Source organism: Bradyrhizobium sp. AUGA SZCCT0431, assembly GCF_018131065.1.
In the GTDB taxonomy this organism is placed as follows: Bacteria; Pseudomonadota; Alphaproteobacteria; order Rhizobiales; family Xanthobacteraceae; genus Bradyrhizobium.
This window is the reverse complement of sequence record NZ_JAFCLR010000073.1, coordinates 1-19,156: the sequence shown is the minus strand read 5'-3', so window position 1 is coordinate 19,156 and position 19,156 is coordinate 1. Positions and strand designations below refer to the sequence as shown.

Genomic DNA, 19,156 nt, shown 5'->3' with positions numbered 1-19,156 from the left:
AGGGAAGACCGGGTGCGCGCTGCACCCGCGGTCTCGCGTGCGGTTTGCACAAAACAAAATGCACACGAGCATACAGGGCAGCGGAGAACACCCGGCCTTCCCTGCGCAATGGCTTTACGGCTTATATCGTGCTCTCCCTGGTGAACGGGCTTTCTTGCCACCATTGCCCGCAAGAAGCGTTTGGCTCCTCACGAACGTGACGCCAGCAACGGGGCGCCAGGACCACACGACTTCGCCGTACGCCTCTGTCGCGTTACGTCTTCGCAACATCGGCGTCCACCGCAACCCGTCCAACGTCCGTGACGACGGCCGACGCCCTTCTGACCAGGACGGGATGGCAGATATATGCCCTGATTTGGCTTCTGGAAAAGCGAAATATTTTTTATTTCGGGACTTGACACGGATTCTGCAAATCCGAATTGATTTGCCCGTCGGGTTGATTTGTCGCATCTCTCCCTGTCATTCCCCGATGCGCAATTGCGCATCTGGGAATGACAGGGAGAGAGAGATGGCGACCAAAACCGCTTACGTCACGCACCGCCCGGGCTGGAGCAGCTTGGCCACATCGGTCAGGACGCTGACCGGTGGCTCGCAGGCGATGGTGATTTTCTTCGGCGCGGGCTTCGTCACCGGCGCGGTCGGCGCCGGGCCGTTGCGCGTTTCGTTGCGCGCCGCTTTGGCGACGGGCACGCGGACCAGCACCGAGGTATCAGCGACGCCGTCGTGCCGCAGCGCAATGGTCTGGGTCTGCCCGGGCGCAGCGGGAACCGACGCGCGATCGGACTTGCCGGCGCGATTGACGCCGGTTTCAGGCGCCGCAGCCGTCGCCTGGCGACTGCCGATCAGGTCGTGGGCGAAAGCGAGTTGGACCGCGCCCGCGCCAAGGCTCAGGGCGATCGCGAGCGAGCCGAAAATTCCCTTATGAATCTGTGACATGTTGGTGTGTCCCTCGCCCCATGGCGATCATGAACACAACACGAACCAGGCCGTGCGGGTTCGGCGGACAACCGATCACTTAACCGTGTACGAAAATATTTGAAGGCGCCTGGAACGACTCCCGGACTTGCGAGTCTTTCCAAAAGCCGGTCATTCCCCCTGCCCCATAGACCGGTGATGTGGGGCGCGACCGTGGTGATGCCGGTCGCGCCCCGCTTTTTTTGCGCCTGACAACGAGTTGTCCGGCTGGCATTCCGTTCCCACAGGACGTCCCCCTGATCGTTGCGGCCGATAGATTTCCGCTTTGTACCCGGCCAAGTCGGGCACGGGGCTTGTTCCCCAGGTGACAGCTTTCCGGTTCGGCAGCGGGCATTCTCCAAATCGAGGGACAAGGGGACGCGGTGGTCGCGCCTCACCTCGCAAACCGGAGAACTGCCATGAACGTTCAGATCAACGACGCTTACGCGGCTCGCTTCGAAGACAGTGCGCTCTCGGACAACGAACTCGACATCGTGTCCGGTGGCGAACGCCATCAGGTGACGAAAGCCCAGTACGAAATGCTTCTGGCGGTGCGGATGGTCGTCGCCGGGACGTACAAGGGTTGATCGGTGCTCGGAAGGTCGCGTAGGGCCCCGAAGGCCCGCGCGCGAGGTAATGCCAGGGAAGCCCGCCACTCAACCCGGCGGGTTTTTCGTTGAATCCATACGAACACGGCCTTGTTTCGTCGCGAATTATGTCCCTCGTCGGCAAAGCCGCCTTGCGGCCTGATAAAAAACCTTGGCAAAAGGTGCCGAGCCGGCTGCCCGGCTGCAGATCTCCCCACGAAAGCGACCCGCGCGATGACCACCAATCCCCAGCAGTTTGCGAGCGACAATTATGCCGGCATTTGCCCGGAGGCCTGGGCGGCGATGGCGGAGGCCAATCAGGGGCACGCGACCGCCTATGGCGACGATCCCTGGACCCAGCGCGCGTCGGACGCGTTCCGGGCGCTGTTCGAAAAGCCGGACGCCGAAGTGTTTTTCGCCTTCAACGGCACCGCCGCCAACTCGCTGGCGCTGGCATCGCTGTGCCAGTCCTATCACAGCGTGATCTGCTTTTCGTCGGCCCATGTGGAGACCGACGAATGCGGCGCGCCGGAATTCTTCTCCAACGGCTCCAAGCTTCTGATCGCGGCGAGCGAGGACGGCAAACTGACGCCGGAGCAGGTAGCCTCCCTCGCCACCGGCCGATCCGACATCCATTTCCCGAAGCCGCGCGTGGTCACGATCACGCAGCCGACCGAGACCGGCCAGGTGTATTCGCTGGGTGAAATCCGGGCGCTGGCGGCGACTTGCCGCGAACTCGGCCTGCGGCTGCACATGGACGGCGCCCGCTTTGCCAACGCCTGTGCGTCGCTGAATTGTTCGCCGGCGGAGATGACCTGGAAGGCCGGTGTCGATTTGCTGTGTTTCGGCGGCACCAAGAACGGCATGGCGGTCGGCGAAGCGATCCTGTTTTTCGATGCCACTTTGGCCGAGGATTTTGACTATCGCTGCAAGCAGGCGGGGCAGCTTGCCTCGAAGATGCGCTTCCTCGCAGCCCCCTGGGTCGGCATGCTGCAGGACGGCGCGTGGCTGCGCAATGCGCAGCATGCCAACGCCGGCGCCGCGCGGCTCGCTGCCGCTGTGGCCGATTTGCCGGATTTCAAGCTGATGTTTCCGGTCGAAGCCAATGCGGTCTTCCTGCGCGCCTCCGCCGACCGGCTGGAAGCGCTGCGCCAGCGCGGCTGGCAATTTTATACGTTCATCGGCGGCGGCGCGCGTTTCATGTTCGCCTGGGACGCCGATCCGGAAAGGGTCGATGCGCTGGCGCGGGATATCAGGGAGGTGTGTGGGGCGCACCGGTAGATTTCGATTGACGCGGTTAGTTCGCCTTGCGATCAACTGGAGGGTGCGCGCGGCGAAACGGAATATGAAGGCGGTTAGATCATTCCCATGTGGTTACGGCTCGGTTGCCTGATTTTTCTGATTTGCGTTGCAGTGCCTGGTTACGCCGAGACTGAAGCTGCCGTTCAATGGACGAAACAAATCCGCGATCGTTTGATGGCGAACAGGCGGTATCCGCTTGAGGCGCGGAAGCTGGCCGGTTCTGCGGTAGTCGGCTTCGTCCTCGACCGCTCGGGCACGCTGGTTTCGAGTTGGCTCAAGGAAAGTACCGGCTCGGCGATACTGGATGCCGAAGCTCTGGCGATGGTCGACCGGGCGCGACCTTTTCCGGCGGCGCCGCCCGAAACAGATGACCTGACTTTTTTCTTGCCGGTAATTTTTTCTACTCAACGGCCACCGACGCCCCTCGACCCCATCAAGGAGGCCGAAATCCGCAAGCAAGACGCCGCTATCCGCGAGGAAAATTCGGCGATCAACGCCAGACTGCGGAGCCTGTGCCGGCGCTGTTGACTTGACGACCTGGCACGGTGCTGGCGCGCAGGTTGAGCGAGCCGCATAACTGAGGCGCGCGGCTCACAATTATCGTCGTCCCGGCGAAGGCCCTAGGCCATGCACACATCTTTTCGAGTCAAAAAATTGACTCTTGATCAAGGACTTAGTCGCTACAGGGTGACGAAATTTCGCGAGTGCAGCTCAGCAAAAATGCATCATTTCTCTGCGTTCTTGCGCCAAGTCGTTGAGAAGACTCCAGAAGATGTGTGCATGGCCTAGGGCGAAGGCCGGGACCCATAACCACCAGCGGAATTTGTCTTGCACGGTAGTCGTTGTCTTTCTTTCCAACGATTCCGGCCGCGGCGTATGGGTCCCGGCCTTCGCCGGGACGACGAAAGAAAGCCGGAGCGACGCAAAGAAAAACGGCGCGCCGTGAAGCGCGCCGTTTTCGTTTTAGTACAACGATACCAGCCTAACCCGTCGCCGCCCTCGGCGCGCGGTTGCGGGAGTTGCGCTGGAAGAACAGCGCCTGGCTCGCCACCGCCGAGACCATCGCGGGCTGGAACGGTTTTGAGATCAGGAACGCCGGCTCCGGGCGTTCGCCGGTGAGGAAGCGCTCGGGATAGGCGGTGATGAACACCACCGGGACCTCGAACACCTTCAAGAGCTCGTTGACCGCATCGAGACCGGAAGAGCCGTCGGCGAGCTGGATGTCGGCAAGGATCAGGCCCGGCTTCTTGTTCTTGGCCAGCGCGACCGCATCGGCATGGGTGCGGGCGACGCCGATGACGTTGTGGCCGAGGTTCTTCACGAGGCTCTCGAGGTCCATCGCGATGAAGGTCTCGTCCTCGATGATGAGAACGTCGGTGGCGATTTCCGCCGCCATCTCGCGGCCGGCGGCGTCCGCAAGCTTGCGGGTCTCGGCGATGTCGGTGCCGAGGATGAACGAAACTTCTTCTTCGGAAAAACCTTCCAGCGACAGCAGGAGGAAGGCCTGGCGCGGCAACGGCGTGATGTTCGAGAGCCGGCGCTCCGACGGCAGGGCCAGCGTCGCAACATCAGGATTCTCGTTGACCGAGACTGAATTCCAGATCTGCGTGAACAGCCGGAACAGTCCGGCGCGCGGACCATGCTTTTCGTCGAGCAGCGAGCCATCCTGCAGCAGCGCCTCCAGCATGGCCCCGACATAAGCGTCACCTGACGACTGGTTTCCGGTCAGCGCGCGGGCGTAGCGCCGCAACAGCGGCAAATGTTCAGCAACGAGCTGTGATCGGGACATCCCCACTCCATCCTTGTCTGAGGCCCTGTGCGGGCCACATCTGGGTCGAACCTGAACGCCTGGTCCGGCGTAACCTATCCTGAAACGGGGCGACCCGGTTCCCCTGTCATCCCCGAATACGCCTGAGGGGCGAAAAAGTTCCTTCAAACAGTTCCCTAATTTCGGAACTTTTCTGGACCCATCGCATTAGGCTTTGACCAAGAGCGCGGGCGGCCAAGGCCTAATTTCGAGGAAAAGTCTTGAAATACAAGGTACTTAACACTCGGGGAAGCGTGGATGACATCATGAAAGAAGTAAAGAAGCAGGGCGGTCTCAATGCCGAGATCCAGTCTAGAATCGGCCACCAGCTGCGCGCCATGTATGACGACGTGGTGCGCCAAGGGGTACCAGACCGCTTTGCGGAGCTGATCCGGAAGCTCGACGGGCCCGAAGCGGCGGTGGCTCAAACGGCCCAAACGGACCAAGCTGCAAAAACTGACGGGAGGGACTAATGCCTCTCACAGATTCCCTTCGCGACGACATCCTGGCGTCGGTACCGTCCTTGCGCGCGTTCGCGATCTCGCTCAGCGGTAATGGCGACCGTGCGGACGATCTGGTGCAGGAAACGTTGCTGCGCGCGATCGCCAACATCGACTCCTTCCAGCCCGGTTCGAACCTGCCGGCCTGGCTGTTCACGATCCTGCGCAATCTGTTCCGCTCCGACTATCGCAAGCGGCGGCGCGAGGTCGAGGACGCCGAGGGCAATTACGCCAAAACCCTGAAGACCCAGCCGGCGCAGAACGCGCATCTGGAGTTCGAGGAGTTTCGCGTCGCGCTCGACAAGCTGCCTCAGGACCAGCGCGAAGCGTTGATCCTGGTCGGCGCCTCCGGCTTCTCCTATGAGGACGCAGCGGCCATCTGCGGCTGCGCGGTCGGCACCATCAAGAGCCGCGTCAACCGCGCGCGCTCGAAGCTTTCCGCCCTGCTCTATGTCGACGGCGCCGAGGATTTCGGCCCCGACAACACGGTGCGCGCGGTGATCGGCGGCAACAGCTGACATGCACCGGTTCGCATGACAAAAAGGCGGCCCAACCGGGCCGCCTTTTTTGTTGTCGGAAGTCTTGGGTTTTTAATTCAGGCCGCCGAAGGCGTAGATCAGCACGAGAATCGGCAAGGGTATGCCGAGCAGCCATAACAGCAGATAGCGTCCCATGGATGGTCTCCGTCCGTCATCTGATTGATACGGATAAAATTCTCGAACGAGTAGTTTGGTTCCGGAATTCGTAGGGTGGGCAAAGGCGCGCTTGCGCCGTGCCCACCATCGATCGAGTCATTGTTTGAATGGTGGGCACGCTTGCGCTTTGCCCACCCTACGACGTCACTACTTCACCGGCCGCACCGGGGCGGAGAGCTGTTCGGTGCGGTCGCGTTCGGTCATGTCGACGACGGTGACCATGGGCGCGGTCAGCTCATAGACGTAGCTGACATCGGTGAAAAAGCGCTTGGCGGTGCCGCCGAGCGCTTCCGGCGCCACGCGGTCGAGCAGGATCAGGCCGAAATCACTGTCCTCGCGCCGGGTCGCCGCTGACGTGTTGAACTCCTCCCAGCGGAAATGGAAAACCGTATCCGGCTCCTCGCCCGATATTTCCCAGTTCGCGACGATATGCGGATGCTTGCCGACCAGCGACAGGCCCTCGTCGGAATGCGACGCCAGTTCGAAGAACAACAGCGACAGCGACTGCGCGGCGCGCGCGCTCACCGCGATATCAGGACCGTTGACCGCGATGCGATCGGCATGCGGTATCGCGCGCGACTCGAACAGCCCCTTCAGCTTGACGCCCTGCCACTGGCTCTCGCTCAGCAGCGTGACCACGTTCGACATCGCATGGATGCGTCCGATCAAAAGTTCGCGCGAGACGTCGATGTCGGAGCCGTGGCGCAGCGTTCGCGTCACGATCGACTGGATCACCGCGAGGATGTTCTTGACCCGGTGGTTGAGCTCGTCGATCACGGCCGTCAGCCGCCGCTCGAAGCCGATCCGCACCTGGATCTCGCGGCTGAGCCGCAAGTTGTTGTAGGCGACATAGCCGAACAGGCCGCAGACGATGCCGGTCAGCGCCAGCCCGATCGCCGCCACGATCACCGCCGTCTGCTGCGCCCGCACGGCCACGTTGGTCTTGGCGTAATAGCCGAGCGACCAGTCGCGGCCGCCGAAGGTCACGGTGCGAACCATCGACGGCGCCGGGCCCTCCGGCCTGACCGGCTGCAAGGTGACGGCACCCTGGTCGTTGGCGACGAATTCGTCATTGACGTCACTCGGGTCCTTCAGCACCACCGCAAACAGCGACCGGTCGTCATTGGTCAACATCAGCGTCGCCAGTTCGTAGGAGAACGTGACGAAGCCTGCGGCCTCGCTGGAGCCTTCCTGATAGACCGGCGCCGCGAGCACGATTCCGACCGGACCATCCTTGCGCAACAGCGGGATCGGATCCGACGCCACCGGCTTGCCGCCCTCCATCACCTGCGTCAGCACCGGCCCGATGATCGAGTGGCGGTCGTAAGCGCGGCCCGGAAAGCTCAGCGTATCCGCGCTGCGCGGCTCGAGGTCCATCAGCACGTTGATCGGCTTGTCGATCGCCTTCATATCCAGCGGCTGGTCGTCGAAATCGCGAATCGTCGGATCGGTGAATCCCGAGCTCTTCAGTACCGCGCGCGCCGCTTCCAGTTCGTCCGGCTTGAGCCGCGCGATCCAGTTGGCGACCACGAAATCGGTCTTGAAGGCGTAGATCGACGCGCGCAGCGGCTGCAGCATGTTGGCCTTGAGCACCGACGGCGCGCGAAACAGGCCGGAGGCGACGCGCGCCAGCAGCTCGCGTTCGGTCAGCCGGTCCTGCACCAGGCTGGCGTGAACGTCGATGGCGCGCGCCAGCGCGATGCCGTCAAGGGTCACTTCCTGTTCATGAACGCGATAGGCCGCAAGACCGGAGAGCAGACCTCCAATCAGCGCGATGAAGCCGATAATGAAACCCAGCCGGACCACTCGCTTACTCGGGAATGAAGTGTTGGCGCAGAGAAGAAAACATTCGAGGTCTGCCGGGGCGGCAACAAATGTAAACCGGACGACGGCCGATCGCGGGCGAATATGAATGAGCGATCATCAGCACGCAACTAACGGGTTGGCAGCGGGCAACAAGTGGCCGCCGCTAACGCTGATTTCGCGGGGCCAGAAGATGCTAATGAAGCCGGACCCGTTTGGTTCCAGGCATCCCAGCAATATCTTGCGAAGCGACATCCTGTCACCGTCGCGCCTCGGGATGGCGGATTTAAGAAGGCGCGCCGACGCAGGGCGGTGGGCCGCGGCGTTAACCAAATCCGGCGGCGTTAACCTGCCTCTACCCCTGCCATTACCCAACCTTGGCCTTCGGCGCCGGGCGCAGGCCGCCCTTGGTCTCGATGAAGCCGATGATGCGCTCGAGCCCCTCGCTCTTCTTCAGATTGGTCATCACGAAGGGGCGCTCGCCCCGCATCCGCCTTGCGTCGGTATCCATCTTTTCCAGGGACGCGCCGACATGCGGCGCGAGGTCGATCTTGTTGATGACCAGCAGGTCCGAGCGGGTGATGCCCGGCCCGCCCTTGGACGGGATCTTGTCGCCGGCGGCGACGTCGATGACGTAGATCGTGAGATCGGCGAGTTCGGGCGAGAACGTGGCGGCCAGATTGTCGCCGCCCGACTCGATCAGCACCAGATCGAGATTGGGGAATTTCGCGCGCATGTCGGCGACGGCGGCGAGATTCATCGAGGCGTCCTCGCGGATCGCGGTGTGCGGGCAGCCGCCGGTCTCGACGCCGGCGATGCGGTCCGCCGTCAGCGAGCCCGAGCGCACCAGGAACTCGGCGTCCCATTTGGTGTAGATGTCATTGGTGATCGCGGCGATGTCGTAACGCTCGCGCATCGATTTGCAGAGCAGGTCCATCAGCGCGGTCTTGCCGGAGCCGACGGGGCCGCCGACGCCGACACGTAAGGGGCCGTGAGATTTGGACATTTAGAACGTTCCCTCGATTGTCGTCCCGGCGAAGGCCGGGACCCATACCGCGTGATCTTTCAGTCCGGCACGATGGCCGACGCCCTTCCGCAACAACCGTCGCCGGTGGCTATGGCAAAAAAAGTTATCTGACAGCGCGCCTCAACGATGGGCCGCGGCGTATGGGTCCCGGCCTTCGCCGGGACGACGTGTGGAAGGAGAATCGCCCTGCTCATCATGACCGGAACAGCCTCGTATATTGCGTCTCATGCCGAAGACTGGCGAGATCGGCGCGAAACGTCGCGCTGCCGAGATCGTCGAGCGTGGCCTGCAGCGCGCGTGCGGCGGTCGCGACCACCACGGGCTCGAGGGCTGCCAGGATACGCTGGCTGTCGGTCTGCCCCAATGGTACCAGCCGGCTTCCTGCGGAAATCCAGTTCGAGACCACCGCATGCAGGAACGCATGCATTGCCGGCGCCAGCGGAATCCTGTGCGCGGCGCTGACGAGGCCGACCGCGACGGGATAGATGGTGGCGCCGCCGCAAGCTGAAACCAGCTCGTCGAGGCCGCCGCAGGTCCAGGCCGCGCGCGCGATGTCGATGAAGGCGCGGCCCTGCGTCGAGGTTTCGAGCTGGCGCTCGCGCGACGGCACAAAGGCCGCGGCAAGCTCCGCGATCTCGCGCAGCGCGGCTTTGTCGTTTGCCGTCGCCGCCCGGTGCGCCTGCGCCAGAAACACGCCGTCGCAAAAGCCCGAGCCGTCGGCCAGCATCGCCGTCAGCCACGCGCGCAACGAGGCGGCATCGGTGATGTCGCCGGCCTCCACCGCCCATTCGATGCCGCTGGAATAGGAGAACGCGCCGACCGGAAAGGCCGGCGACAGCCACGTCATCAGCCGGTACAGCGCCGCTCCCTCGTCTGCCGTCATCCCGTCAGCCGGGACCGGCTCACTTGTGGTCATGAGCATGGGAATGATCGTGGTGGTGATGATCGTGGTCGCAATGCTCATCATGATGATGGTGGTGGTCGTGATCGTGTGAGTGACCGTGCGAGGAATGGTCGTGGCCGGTATGCCCATGCTCGGCTTCCGGTGCGTGGGCATGGCTGGCATAGGCGCCGCCCTCGGGATCGAACGGCGCCTCGATCTCGATGATGCGGGCGCCGAGGCCCTTCACCATCGCCTCGATCACGTGGTCCCGGCGGATGCGAAGGCCCTTCGGCATGATCTGGGTCGGCAGATGGCGGTTGCCGAGATGCCAGGCGACGCGAACCAGATGCAGCGGATCGGCGCCGCGGATCTCGATCAGCGGCTCGGGGGCGGCGACCACCTCGATCAGGCGGCCGTCTTCCAGCACCAGCGCGTCACCGCCGCGAAGCGCTATGGCGTTTTCCAGGTCGAGCAGGAATTCGAGCCCGCGTGTGCCAGTCATCGCCATCCGCCGCCGGTGCCGATCGTCGAAATCGAGCACCACGGTATCGGCGGCGGCTTCCGTCCAGCGATGCTGGCCCTGAACGCGTGTTGCGCGGATCATCTGAGTTACAGTTTCTCCACCTTGCCGTCGCTGATGATCTCGATCACGGTCGGCGCGGTCTTCATCTGCGATGAATATTCCCGCCACACCTTCATGTGCGGCGCACGGCCATGCGCATTGAGGTCGTCGCGGGTCTCCCAGCGTTCCACCACCACATAGAGATTGGGATTATTGACGCTGACATGGCCGTCATAGGAGAGGCAGCCCTTCTCCTTCAGCGTCTCGGCGGTGCAGGCCTTGTGCCCCTTGATGAAGTCGTCCTTGTTTTCCGGCTTCATCGGCGTGGTGGCGATCACGTAGATCATGGATTTCTCTCCCTTTACTTTTCTTGATTAGCGGGTTTCGACTTTTTCGGGGGTGATGTATTCGATCTTCGGCGGCGCGCTCATGCATTTGACCGCGACGCGGCCGAAGGTTTTCATGTGCTCGGCGGTCCGGTGCGGCCCCAGCGCTTCCATGTTTTCCCACTGCTCCACGAACACCATCTTGGAATGGTCGGTGACGCTTTCATGCAGATCATAGGCGATGTTGCCCGGCTCCTTGCGGGTTTCCATGATGCAGGCGGTGGCCGCCGCGATGAAATCGGCGCGCGTTTCAGGCTTGATGGTCAGCGTGGCAACGACGTAAATCACGTGAATTCTCCCGGACTTTTGTTCTGGCTTTGATCGCCCGGGCGAAAGCCTAGTACATGAAATAGCGCTGCGCCATGGGCAGCACCTCGGCCGGCGCGCAGGTCAGAAGCTCGCCGTCTGCGCGTACCTCATAGGTCTCGGAATCGACCTCGATCTTGGGGGTGGCGCCGTTGTGGATCATGCTCTTTTTGGAGATGCCATCCCGGGTATTTTTGACCGGATAGAGTTTTTTGGCGATGCCGAGCTTGCGCGCCAGCCCGCCGGTGATCGCCGCCTGGGAGGTGAACACCACGGATGAGGCGGTCAGCGATTTGCCGTAGGCCGCGAACATCGGCTGGTAATGCACGGGCTGCGGCGTCGGGATCGAGGCGTTGGGATCGCCCATCGGAGCTGCCACGATCGAGCCGCCCTTGATGATGCAATCCGGCTTGACGCCAAAGAACGCCGGCGACCACAGCACGAGGTCCGCAAGCTTGCCCTTCTCCACTGAGCCGATCAGCTTCGAGACGCCATGGGCGATCGCGGGATTGATGGTGTATTTGGCGATGTAGCGCTTGACGCGGAAATTGTCGTTGTTGCCCTTGTCCTCGGGCAGCGAGCCGCGCTGCTTCTTCATCTTGTCGGCGGTCTGCCAGGTGCGGATGATGACCTCGCCGAGCCGGCCCATCGCCTGCGAGTCCGACGACATCATCGAGAGCGCACCGAGATCGTGCAGAATGTCTTCCGCCGCGATGGTTTCTTTCCGGATGCGGCTTTCGGCGAACGCAAGATCTTCCGCGATCGACGGGTCGAGATGGTGACACACCATCAGCATGTCGAGATGCTCGTCGATGGTGTTGCGCGTGAACGGCCGCGTCGGATTGGTCGAGGACGGCAGCACGTTCTTCAGGCCGGCAATTTTGATGATATCCGGCGCGTGGCCGCCGCCGGCACCCTCGGTGTGGAAGGCGTGGATGGTACGGCCCTTGAAGGCCTTCACCGTGTCTTCGACGAATCCGGACTCGTTCAGCGTATCGGAATGCAGCATCACCTGGACGTCGTAATCGTCAGCCACCGACAGGCAGTTGTCGATCGCGGCCGGCGTGGTGCCCCAATCCTCGTGCAGCTTGAGCGCACAGGCGCCGCCCTTGATCATCTCCACCAGCGCCGCCGGGCGCGCCGCGTTGCCCTTGCCCGATATGCCGAGATTGACCGGGAACGCGTCGAACGACTGGATCATCCGCCCCATGTGCCATGGGCCGGGCGTACAGGTGGTGGCAAAGGTGCCGTGCGACGGGCCGGTGCCGCCGCCCAGCATCGAGGTGACGCCACTCATCAGCGCATGTTCGATCTGCTGCGGGCAGATGAAATGGATGTGGCTGTCAAAGCCGCCGGCGGTGAGGATCTTGCCTTCGCCCGCAATGATGTCGGTGCCGGGACCGATCACGATGGTGACCCCCGGCTGGATGTCGGGATTGCCGGCCTTGCCAATGGCCGAGATCATGCCTTCCTTGATCGCGACGTCGGCTTTGACGATGCCCCAGTGGTCGACGATCAGCGCGTTGGTGATGACGGTGTCCGCCGCGCCCTGCCGGTTGGTGACCTGCGACTGGCCCATGCCGTCGCGGATCACCTTGCCGCCGCCGAACTTCACCTCCTCGCCGTAAATGGTGAAATCCTTTTCCACCTCGATGATGAGATCGGTATCGGCCAGCCGCACCCGGTCGCCGGTGGTGGGCCCGAACATGTCGGCATAGACGGAACGTTTGATTTTTACGGACATGAGTTCCTCAAGTTGACGGCGAATATCCGTCGAATTCCCAATGGAAAAGACGAGAAAGCTTTAGAGCAATTTCGTGCCAATCTATTCCTTCGCAGGCCTGAACTCGACGTTCCACAAAAGCAACGAGAGCACGACGATCATATACTTTAGCGAAGATCGTATGCTCGCCCGATCGCACACCGTCCCTCAATTCATGCTCATGAAACCAAGTGGGCGAACAATAAAGAAGCTGAAAAATTTCGGCTCCATCACCATCGGCCGGTCCTATGTCCAAGGTAAGCCAAAGACCAAAATGCTGCTCATCATCGGGTATGAACTGTTCCAAGGATGGATAGTCGTTCGGCACCAACGATTTTAGTGTTGCCCGCATTGTCGCCCCTAAGCTCACAGCTTGCCCTGTACCTCGCCGCGAAAGCCGTAGATCACGCGTTTGCCCGCCAGCGCGACGAGTTGCACATCGCGGGTCTGGCCGGGCTCGAAGCGGACCGCGGTGCCCGCGGCGATGTCGAGGCGCATGCCGCGGGCTTTCTTGCGATCGAATTTCAGCGCCGGATTGGTCTCGAAGAAATGGTAGTGCGAGCCGACCTGGATCGGACGGTCACCGGTATTGGCAACCGTGAGCGTCACGGTCTTGCGACCGGCATTGAGTTCGATCTCACCGTCCTGGATGAAGCGTTCACCGGGGATCATCGTGCACTTTCTCCTCAGTCATTCCGGGGCGAGGCGAAGCCTCGAACCCGGAATCTCGAGATAAATTACTTCTGGATTCCCCGATGTGCACTTGCACATCTGAGGTTCGGCGCTTTGCGCCGCCCCGGAATGACGACTTCATCGTATCGGCTCATGCACGGTGACGAGTTTGGTGCCGTCCGGAAACGTCGCCTCGACCTGGATGTCGTGGATCATCTCGGGAATCCCATCCATGCACTGCGCCCGCGTAATCACCTGCGCGCCGGCCTGCATCAGATCGGCCACGGTGCGGCCGTCGCGCGCGCCCTCGACGATGAAGTCGGAAATGATCGCGATCGCTTCGGGATGGTTGAGCTTGACGCCGCGCTCCAGCCTGCGGCGCGCAACCATCGCGGCCATCGAGATCAGGAGCTTGTCTTTTTCGCGGGGGGAGAGATTCATGCGGGCACTCGAGTGATGTGATCTAATTGAGCCAGAGCCGTTAATTAAGCCAGAGTCTTGGCAGCGGCACGCCGGAGGCGCGGCCGAGCACGGTCATCATGTCGGCGCGGAGCCGCGCCGCATCTTGGGCACAGAAGCGTGCCATTGCAAATCCATTCCATGCGGAGATTCCGACCTCGCCGCCGAACGCGTCTGATGCTTCGCGGATCCGCTCCACCACGGCTTCGTCGCCGGGCACGATCAGCGCGGTGCCGATGGCGACGCCGCCTCTGGCGATGGCGGGTTGCGCGAGCTTTGCGCCGATATCGCCGTCGAGCCGGATGGTTTCGGCAAACACCAGCCGGCCACCACGGCGCAGCCGCCAGCGATCGACGAACTCGCCATGCAGCATCCGCTCGCCCATCGCGGCGCGGCCGAACACCACGATTTCGCACAGCAAAAGCGAGGCGTCATCCGCCAGGTCGATATCGATGCGCCGTGAGATCCGCGCGCGGTCGAACAGGATGGTCTCCTGCGGCAGCCAGGAAAGGTGCGCGCCCGCCTCGGCCCTGAGCGCAATGTTGAGCTGGGCCGCAGGTCCCGGCGCGCGATAGACCTTCTCGGCCGCCGCCGTCGTCAGCGTCAGCCGCGCGCCCTCACCGGCCACAATGTCGATGTCGAAACGGTCGCCGCCGGCGATGCCGCCCGCGGTGTTGACGAACACGCCGGAAAGGCCGTCGTCCTCGGGTGAGGGAAACCTTACGCGGAGCGAGCCCGATTCATGCAAGACGCCGCGGCGGGTGACACCATCCTGCAGCCGCACGTCGAACTTCACCGCGCCCCGGGCCCGGTTGTCAGCGAAAGTCGATGAAGCTGCGCCCGTCGTTTCGGTCCGCATCCGTTCCCCAAAACCGGCCGCCGCGGCTCAATCCGTTCTAAAATTACAGCGCCATCTGGCGGCTGATCTCGGCGGGATCCATCGCACTCCGGTCGCACGCGTATTTCACCGCGCCCCGGTCCATGACGGCGAAATTGTCGCCGAGCTCGCAGGCAAAGTCGAGATATTGTTCGACCAGCACGATCGCCATGGTGCCGAGGCTGCGCAGATAGGAGATGGCGCGGCCGATATCCTTGATGATCGAGGGCTGGATCCCCTCGGTCGGCTCGTCGAGCAGCAGCAGTTTCGGCCGCATCACCAGCGCCCGGCCAATCGCGAGTTGCTGCTGCTGGCCGCCGGAGAGGTCGCCGCCGCGCCGGCCGAGCATCGAATTCAGTACCGGAAACAGCGAGAACACGTCGTCGGGAATATTGCGGTCGTCACGCTTCAAAGGGCCAAAGCCGGTCTTGAGATTTTCCTCCACCGTCAGCAGCGGAAAAATCTCGCGGCCCTGCGGCACGAAGCCGATGCCTTTTCGCGCCCGCTCGTACGGCTTAAGGCCGGTGATATCGTCGCCATTGAGCGTGATCGAACCCGAGGCAATCGGGTATTGGCCGACCATGGCGCGCAGCAGCGAGGTTTTGCCGACACCGTTGCGGCCGAGCACGCAGGTCACCTTGCCGGGCTCGGCCTTGATCGAGACGCCGCGCAGCGCCTGCGCTGCGCCGTAATAGAGGCTAATATTATCGACGTTCAGCATTGGATCACCGCCCCAGATACACTTCGACCACGCGGTCATTGGTTGAAACCTGGTCGATCGATCCTTCGGCCAGCACCGTGCCTTCGTGGAGGCAGGTCACCTTGACGCCGAGTTCGCGCACGAAGGTCATGTCGTGCTCGACCACCATGATGGTCTTGTCCTTGTTGATTTCCTTGAGCAACTCGGCGGTCTGATGGGTCTCGACGTCGGTCATGCCGGCAACGGGCTCGTCGACCAGCAGCAGTTTCGGATCCTGCGCCAGCAGCATGCCGATCTCGAGCCATTGTTTCTGGCCGTGCGACAGGCTCCCGGCGAGCTTGGTCCGCGAATCCTTCAAGCGGATGGTTTCCAGCACGCGCTCGATGCGCTCGGCGTCGGGCTTGCTGCCGCGCCAGAACAGCGTGCCCTTGACGCTGTGATCGACATTGAGCGCCAGCAGCAGATTGTCCTCGATGGTCTGGCTCTCGAACACCGTCGGCTTCTGGAATTTGCGGCCGATGCCGAGTTCGGCAATGCGGGTTTCATCCAGCCGCGTCAGGTCGGTGACGCCGTCGAACAGCACCACCCCCTCGTCCGGCTTGGTCTTGCCGGTGATGATGTCCATCATCGTGGTCTTGCCGGCGCCGTTGGGGCCGATGATGGCGCGCATCTCGCCCGGCTCCAGCGTCAGCGACAGATTGTTGATGGCGTGGAAGCCGTCGAACGAGACGTGCACGCCGTCGAGATAGAGCAGCGCGGACGTCGTCCTTGTACCGATGACGTTCATGCGCTCACTCCGCCGGGTTCGGTTCGTTGACGCCGTCTTCGCGCGCCGCACTTTCGGCCATCAGCCGTTTCGCGCTCCACGGCTCATACCAGGCATTGAAGGTGCCGATGATGCCCTTCGGCAGCAGCAGCGTCACCAGGATGAACAGCGCGCCCAGCATGAACAGCCAATACGGCGCCAGGGGACCCGAGGTGAACACGGTCTTGGCGTAATTGACCACGATGGCGCCGAGCGCAGCCCCGATCAGCGTGCCGCGGCCACCGACCGCCACCCAGATCACCGCCTCGATCGAATTGCCCGGCGCGAACTCGCCGGGATTGATGATGCCGACCTGCGGCACGTAGAGCGCACCGGCGACGCCGGCCATGCAGGCCGACAGCGTGAACACGAACAGCTTGTAGGATTCGACGCGGTAGCCCAGAAATCGCGTGCGTGACTCGGCGTCGCGGATCGCGATCAGCACCTTGCCGAGTTTCGACGTCACCACCGCGCGGCAGATCAGGAAGGCTGACATCAGCGCCAGGCAGCTCAGGATGAACAAGGCGGCGCGGGTGCCGTCGGCCTGGACGTTGAAGCCCAGAATGTCCTTGAAGTCGGTCAGGCCGTTATTGCCGCCGAAGCCGAAATCGTTGCGGAAGAACGCCAGCAGCAGCGCGTAGGTCATCGCCTGCGTGATGATCGACAGATAAACGCCGGTGACGCGGGAGCGGAACGCCAGCCAGCCGAAGCAGAAGGCGAGCAGGCCCGGCACTACCAAGACCATCAGCGCCGCGAACCAGAACATGTCAAAACCGTACCAGTACCAGGGCAGCGACGGATAGTTCAGGAACACCATGAAGTCGGGCAGGACCGGATTGCCGTAAACGCCGCGGCTGCCGATCTGTCGCATCAGGTACATGCCCATCGCGTAACCGCCGAGCGCGAAGAACGCGCCATGGCCGAGCGAGAGAATGCCGCAATAGCCCCAGATCAGATCGATCGAGAGCGCCAGAATGGCGTAGCAGACATATTTGCCGAACAGCGCCACCAGATAGGTCGGCACCTGGAACATCGAACCTGATGGCAGCAGCAGGTTCGACAGCGGGATCAGCACGCCGAGACCGGCGACGATCAGCAGGAAGACGGTCGCGCTGCGATCCAGCGAGCGGGTAAGGACATGCGGCGTCATGCTTCGATCGCCCGTCCCTTGAGCGCGAACAGGCCGCGCGGCCGCTTCTGGATGAACAGGATGATCAGCACCAGGATCGCGATCTTGCCGAGCACGGCGCCCGCCACCGGCTCCAGGAACTTGTTGGCGATGCCGAGCGTGAAGGCGCCGACCAGCGTGCCCCAGAGATTACCGACGCCGCCGAACACCACCACCATGAAGCTGTCGATGATGTAGCTCTGGCCGAGATTGGGGCTGACATTGTCGATCTGCGACAGCGCCACGCCGGCGATCCCGGCGATGCCGGAGCCGAGGCCGAAGGTAAGCGCGTCGACGCGCGAGGTGGCGATGCCCATCGACGCCGCCATCCGGCGGTTCTGCGTCACCGCGCGCATCTCGAGCCCGAGCGCCGTGTAGCGCAGCATCGCGAGCAGGATCGCGAACACCGCCAGCGTGAAGCAGAGGATCCAGAGCCGGTTATACGTGATGGTGATCTGGCCGAGCTCGAACGCGCCGCTCATCCAGGTGGGATTGCCGACCTCGCGGTTGGTGGGGCCGAAGGCGGTACGCACCGCCTGTTGCAGCACCAGCGAGAGACCCCAGGTCGCGAGCAGGGTTTCCAGCGGGCGGCCGTAGAGGAAGCGAATGATGCTGCGCTCGATCACCACGCCGAGTGCGCCGGCAACAAGGAAGGCCAGCGGGACCGCCATCAGCAGCGAATAGTCGAACAATTCGGGATAGCGGGTGCGGATGACCTCCTGCACCACGAAGGTGGTGTAGGCGCCGATCATCACCATTTCGCCATGGGCCATGTTGATGACGCCCATCACGCCGAAGGTGATCGCAAGCCCGATCGCGGCGAGCAGCAGCACCGAGCCCAGCGACAGGCCGTACCAGGCGTTCTGCACCATCGACCACAGCGCAAGATTGCTCTGGATCGCGGAGATGGCGCCGGCCGCGGCCTGCGCCACCAGCGGCGGCGCGTCGCTGCCAAGGCCCGTCAACAGCGCGAGGGCTTCCTGATCGCCGCGCGCCTTGATGATGGCGATGGACTCCAGCTTCTCGGCGTCTGACGCATCCGACTTGTAGAGCAGGATGGCGGCGCGGGCCTCGGCAAAAGCCGATTTCGCAGCCTTGTTGGTCTCTTTCGCCAGCGCGCCGTCGATGACCGGAAGCGCCGCCTCGTCATGGCTCTTGAACACCGATTGCGCCGCCGCGATCCGCTTGGCGGGATCGGGGGACGACAGGGTCAGGCCGCCAAGGGCGGCCTCCACGGTGCGGCGCAGGCGGTTGTTGAGGCGCACGGCGGACGCGCCGGCAGGCAGGCTGGCCACCGCAGCCCCGGTCGCGGCATCGATGATCTTGCCGTCGGCCCCCGTGACGAAAACTTTCTTGGATTCCGGATCGGCCGACAGCCGGCCATCCTGGAGGGCGCTGATGATCGGAAAGGCCAGCGCGTTGCCTGACGATGCGATCAGGCCAATCGCCTCGTCGGTGTCGGAGAATTCGTCATTGGCGAATTTGGCGACCGCGTCCTCGAACGGACCCGCCAGCGCCGGCACAGCGAAGGCAGCAATCAGGAAGAAGGAAAGAACAAGCGCGCGAAGGCGGTCAAGGAAGTTGGCAGGCACTTTACGACCCCGGCAGAAGTAAAAGGAAGGCGGCGACATCGCCGCCTTCCGGGTCTCTTGTAGGCTTCACTGGAAGAAGTCAGCTCCTGGAAGAAGTCAGCCGGATCATGATCCTGTCGGATCAGATCGAGATCAGGAGCCCTGACCGCCGCACTTGTTGGTCTTGGTGTTGTAGTTGCCGCACTTCTTGCCAACCCAGTCGCCGATCAGGTCCTTGGAGCCATCGAGCTCCTTCGACCATGCATCGCCGGCCACCAGGCCCGGGGTCTTCCACACCACGTCGAACTGGCCATTGGCTTTGATTTCGCC

Annotated in this window: 22 protein-coding genes and 1 pseudogene; 5 read left to right on the top strand and 18 right to left on the bottom strand. The window is 62.9% G+C overall.

The window, feature by feature from the left end; all coding sequences use genetic code 11:
- Positions 1 to 525: 525 nt before the first annotated feature.
- On the bottom strand, positions 526 to 936 hold the full coding sequence (locus JQ567_RS37210) for a hypothetical protein (RefSeq protein ID WP_212443422.1): 411 nt from the start codon (positions 934 to 936) through the stop codon (positions 526 to 528).
- A gap of 437 nt (positions 937 to 1,373) precedes the next feature.
- On the opposite strand from JQ567_RS37210, the gene JQ567_RS37205 reads away from it, so the two are divergent.
- The 3 genes from JQ567_RS37205 (at position 1,374) to JQ567_RS37195 (ending at position 3,371) form a co-directional block, all read left to right on the top strand.
- Positions 1,374 to 1,541 carry a hypothetical protein gene (locus tag JQ567_RS37205; RefSeq protein ID WP_212443421.1) on the top strand — a complete coding sequence of 56 codons (168 nt, stop codon included), beginning with the start codon at positions 1,374 to 1,376 and terminating at the stop codon, positions 1,539 to 1,541.
- Between the two features lie 234 nt (positions 1,542 to 1,775).
- A complete protein-coding gene (locus JQ567_RS37200; protein WP_212443420.1) occupies positions 1,776 to 2,822 on the top strand; it encodes a low specificity L-threonine aldolase in 1,047 nt (348 codons plus the stop codon).
- Positions 2,823 to 2,909: 87 nt separating this feature from the next.
- The gene (locus JQ567_RS37195) at positions 2,910 to 3,371 is read left to right on the top strand and encodes an energy transducer TonB (protein WP_212443419.1); all 462 of its coding nucleotides are present in this window, start codon (positions 2,910 to 2,912) and stop codon (positions 3,369 to 3,371) included.
- Between the two features lie 454 nt (positions 3,372 to 3,825).
- Here JQ567_RS37195 and JQ567_RS37190 read toward each other — a convergent pair whose 3' ends face one another.
- A complete protein-coding gene (locus JQ567_RS37190) occupies positions 3,826 to 4,632 on the bottom strand; it encodes a response regulator (RefSeq protein ID WP_212206346.1) in 807 nt (268 codons plus the stop codon).
- Between the two features lie 284 nt (positions 4,633 to 4,916).
- Between JQ567_RS37190 and JQ567_RS37185 the strand changes: the two genes are divergently transcribed.
- Positions 4,917 to 5,123: a NepR family anti-sigma factor gene (locus tag JQ567_RS37185; protein ID WP_212443418.1), complete on the top strand. Its 207-nt coding sequence runs from the start codon at positions 4,917 to 4,919 to the stop codon at positions 5,121 to 5,123.
- The gene (locus JQ567_RS37180; RefSeq protein ID WP_211999750.1) at positions 5,123 to 5,668 is read left to right on the top strand and encodes a sigma-70 family RNA polymerase sigma factor; all 546 of its coding nucleotides are present in this window, start codon (positions 5,123 to 5,125) and stop codon (positions 5,666 to 5,668) included. Before JQ567_RS37185 ends, JQ567_RS37180 begins: the two co-directional genes overlap by 1 nt.
- A 324-nt stretch (positions 5,669 to 5,992) precedes the next feature.
- On the opposite strand, the gene JQ567_RS37175 is transcribed toward JQ567_RS37180, so the two are convergent.
- The 16 genes and pseudogenes from JQ567_RS37175 to JQ567_RS38530 form a co-directional block, all read right to left on the bottom strand.
- Entirely contained in the window at positions 5,993 to 7,651 is a 1,659-nt protein-coding gene (locus tag JQ567_RS37175; RefSeq protein ID WP_212443417.1) for an HWE histidine kinase domain-containing protein, read from the bottom strand.
- A gap of 364 nt (positions 7,652 to 8,015) precedes the next feature.
- Positions 8,016 to 8,654: an urease accessory protein UreG gene (gene ureG / locus JQ567_RS37170; RefSeq protein ID WP_212295587.1), complete on the bottom strand. Its 639-nt coding sequence runs from the start codon at positions 8,652 to 8,654 to the stop codon at positions 8,016 to 8,018.
- Positions 8,655 to 8,868: 214 nt separating this feature from the next.
- Positions 8,869 to 9,597, bottom strand: coding sequence for an urease accessory protein UreF (locus tag JQ567_RS37165; RefSeq protein WP_212443423.1), 729 nt, complete (start codon positions 9,595 to 9,597; stop codon positions 8,869 to 8,871).
- Entirely contained in the window at positions 9,578 to 10,162 is a 585-nt protein-coding gene (locus JQ567_RS37160; protein WP_212443416.1) for an urease accessory protein UreE, read from the bottom strand. The genes JQ567_RS37165 and JQ567_RS37160 overlap by 20 nt, the downstream gene beginning before the upstream one ends.
- Positions 10,163 to 10,167: 5 nt before the next feature.
- The gene (locus tag JQ567_RS37155; protein WP_212443415.1) at positions 10,168 to 10,467 is read right to left on the bottom strand and encodes a putative quinol monooxygenase; all 300 of its coding nucleotides are present in this window, start codon (positions 10,465 to 10,467) and stop codon (positions 10,168 to 10,170) included.
- Positions 10,468 to 10,494: 27 nt separating this feature from the next.
- Positions 10,495 to 10,794, bottom strand: a complete 300-nt coding sequence (locus JQ567_RS37150; RefSeq protein WP_192737171.1) for a putative quinol monooxygenase — start codon at positions 10,792 to 10,794, stop codon at positions 10,495 to 10,497.
- Between the two features lie 49 nt (positions 10,795 to 10,843).
- Positions 10,844 to 12,556 carry an urease subunit alpha gene (gene ureC / locus JQ567_RS37145; RefSeq protein ID WP_212443414.1) on the bottom strand — a complete coding sequence of 571 codons (1,713 nt, stop codon included), beginning with the start codon at positions 12,554 to 12,556 and terminating at the stop codon, positions 10,844 to 10,846.
- A gap of 7 nt (positions 12,557 to 12,563) precedes the next feature.
- Positions 12,564 to 12,926, bottom strand: a complete 363-nt coding sequence (locus JQ567_RS37140; RefSeq protein ID WP_212443413.1) for an immunity 8 family protein — start codon at positions 12,924 to 12,926, stop codon at positions 12,564 to 12,566.
- 14 nt (positions 12,927 to 12,940) lie between these two features.
- On the bottom strand, positions 12,941 to 13,246 hold the full coding sequence (locus JQ567_RS37135) for an urease subunit beta (RefSeq protein ID WP_192737168.1): 306 nt from the start codon (positions 13,244 to 13,246) through the stop codon (positions 12,941 to 12,943).
- Positions 13,247 to 13,384: 138 nt separating this feature from the next.
- Positions 13,385 to 13,687 carry an urease subunit gamma gene (locus tag JQ567_RS37130; RefSeq protein WP_192737167.1) on the bottom strand — a complete coding sequence of 101 codons (303 nt, stop codon included), beginning with the start codon at positions 13,685 to 13,687 and terminating at the stop codon, positions 13,385 to 13,387.
- A gap of 40 nt (positions 13,688 to 13,727) precedes the next feature.
- Positions 13,728 to 14,564 (bottom strand): urease accessory protein UreD, encoded by an 837-nt coding sequence (locus tag JQ567_RS37125; protein ID WP_212443412.1) that lies wholly within the window; start codon positions 14,562 to 14,564, stop codon positions 13,728 to 13,730.
- 43 nt (positions 14,565 to 14,607) lie between these two features.
- Positions 14,608 to 15,303, bottom strand: a complete 696-nt coding sequence (gene urtE, locus JQ567_RS37120; RefSeq protein ID WP_192737165.1) for an urea ABC transporter ATP-binding subunit UrtE — start codon at positions 15,301 to 15,303, stop codon at positions 14,608 to 14,610.
- A 4-nt stretch (positions 15,304 to 15,307) separates the two neighbouring features.
- Positions 15,308 to 16,069: an urea ABC transporter ATP-binding protein UrtD gene (urtD, locus tag JQ567_RS37115; RefSeq protein WP_192737164.1), complete on the bottom strand. Its 762-nt coding sequence runs from the start codon at positions 16,067 to 16,069 to the stop codon at positions 15,308 to 15,310.
- Between the two features lie 4 nt (positions 16,070 to 16,073).
- The gene (gene urtC / locus JQ567_RS37110) at positions 16,074 to 17,237 is read right to left on the bottom strand and encodes an urea ABC transporter permease subunit UrtC (protein WP_212443411.1); all 1,164 of its coding nucleotides are present in this window, start codon (positions 17,235 to 17,237) and stop codon (positions 16,074 to 16,076) included.
- Positions 17,234 to 18,847, bottom strand: coding sequence for an urea ABC transporter permease subunit UrtB (urtB, locus tag JQ567_RS37105; RefSeq protein WP_212443410.1), 1,614 nt, complete (start codon positions 18,845 to 18,847; stop codon positions 17,234 to 17,236). Before urtB ends, urtC begins: the two co-directional genes overlap by 4 nt.
- 132 nt (positions 18,848 to 18,979) lie before the next feature.
- Positions 18,980 to 19,156 (bottom strand): annotated as a pseudogene (locus JQ567_RS38530) (ABC transporter substrate-binding protein); the annotation flags it as partial.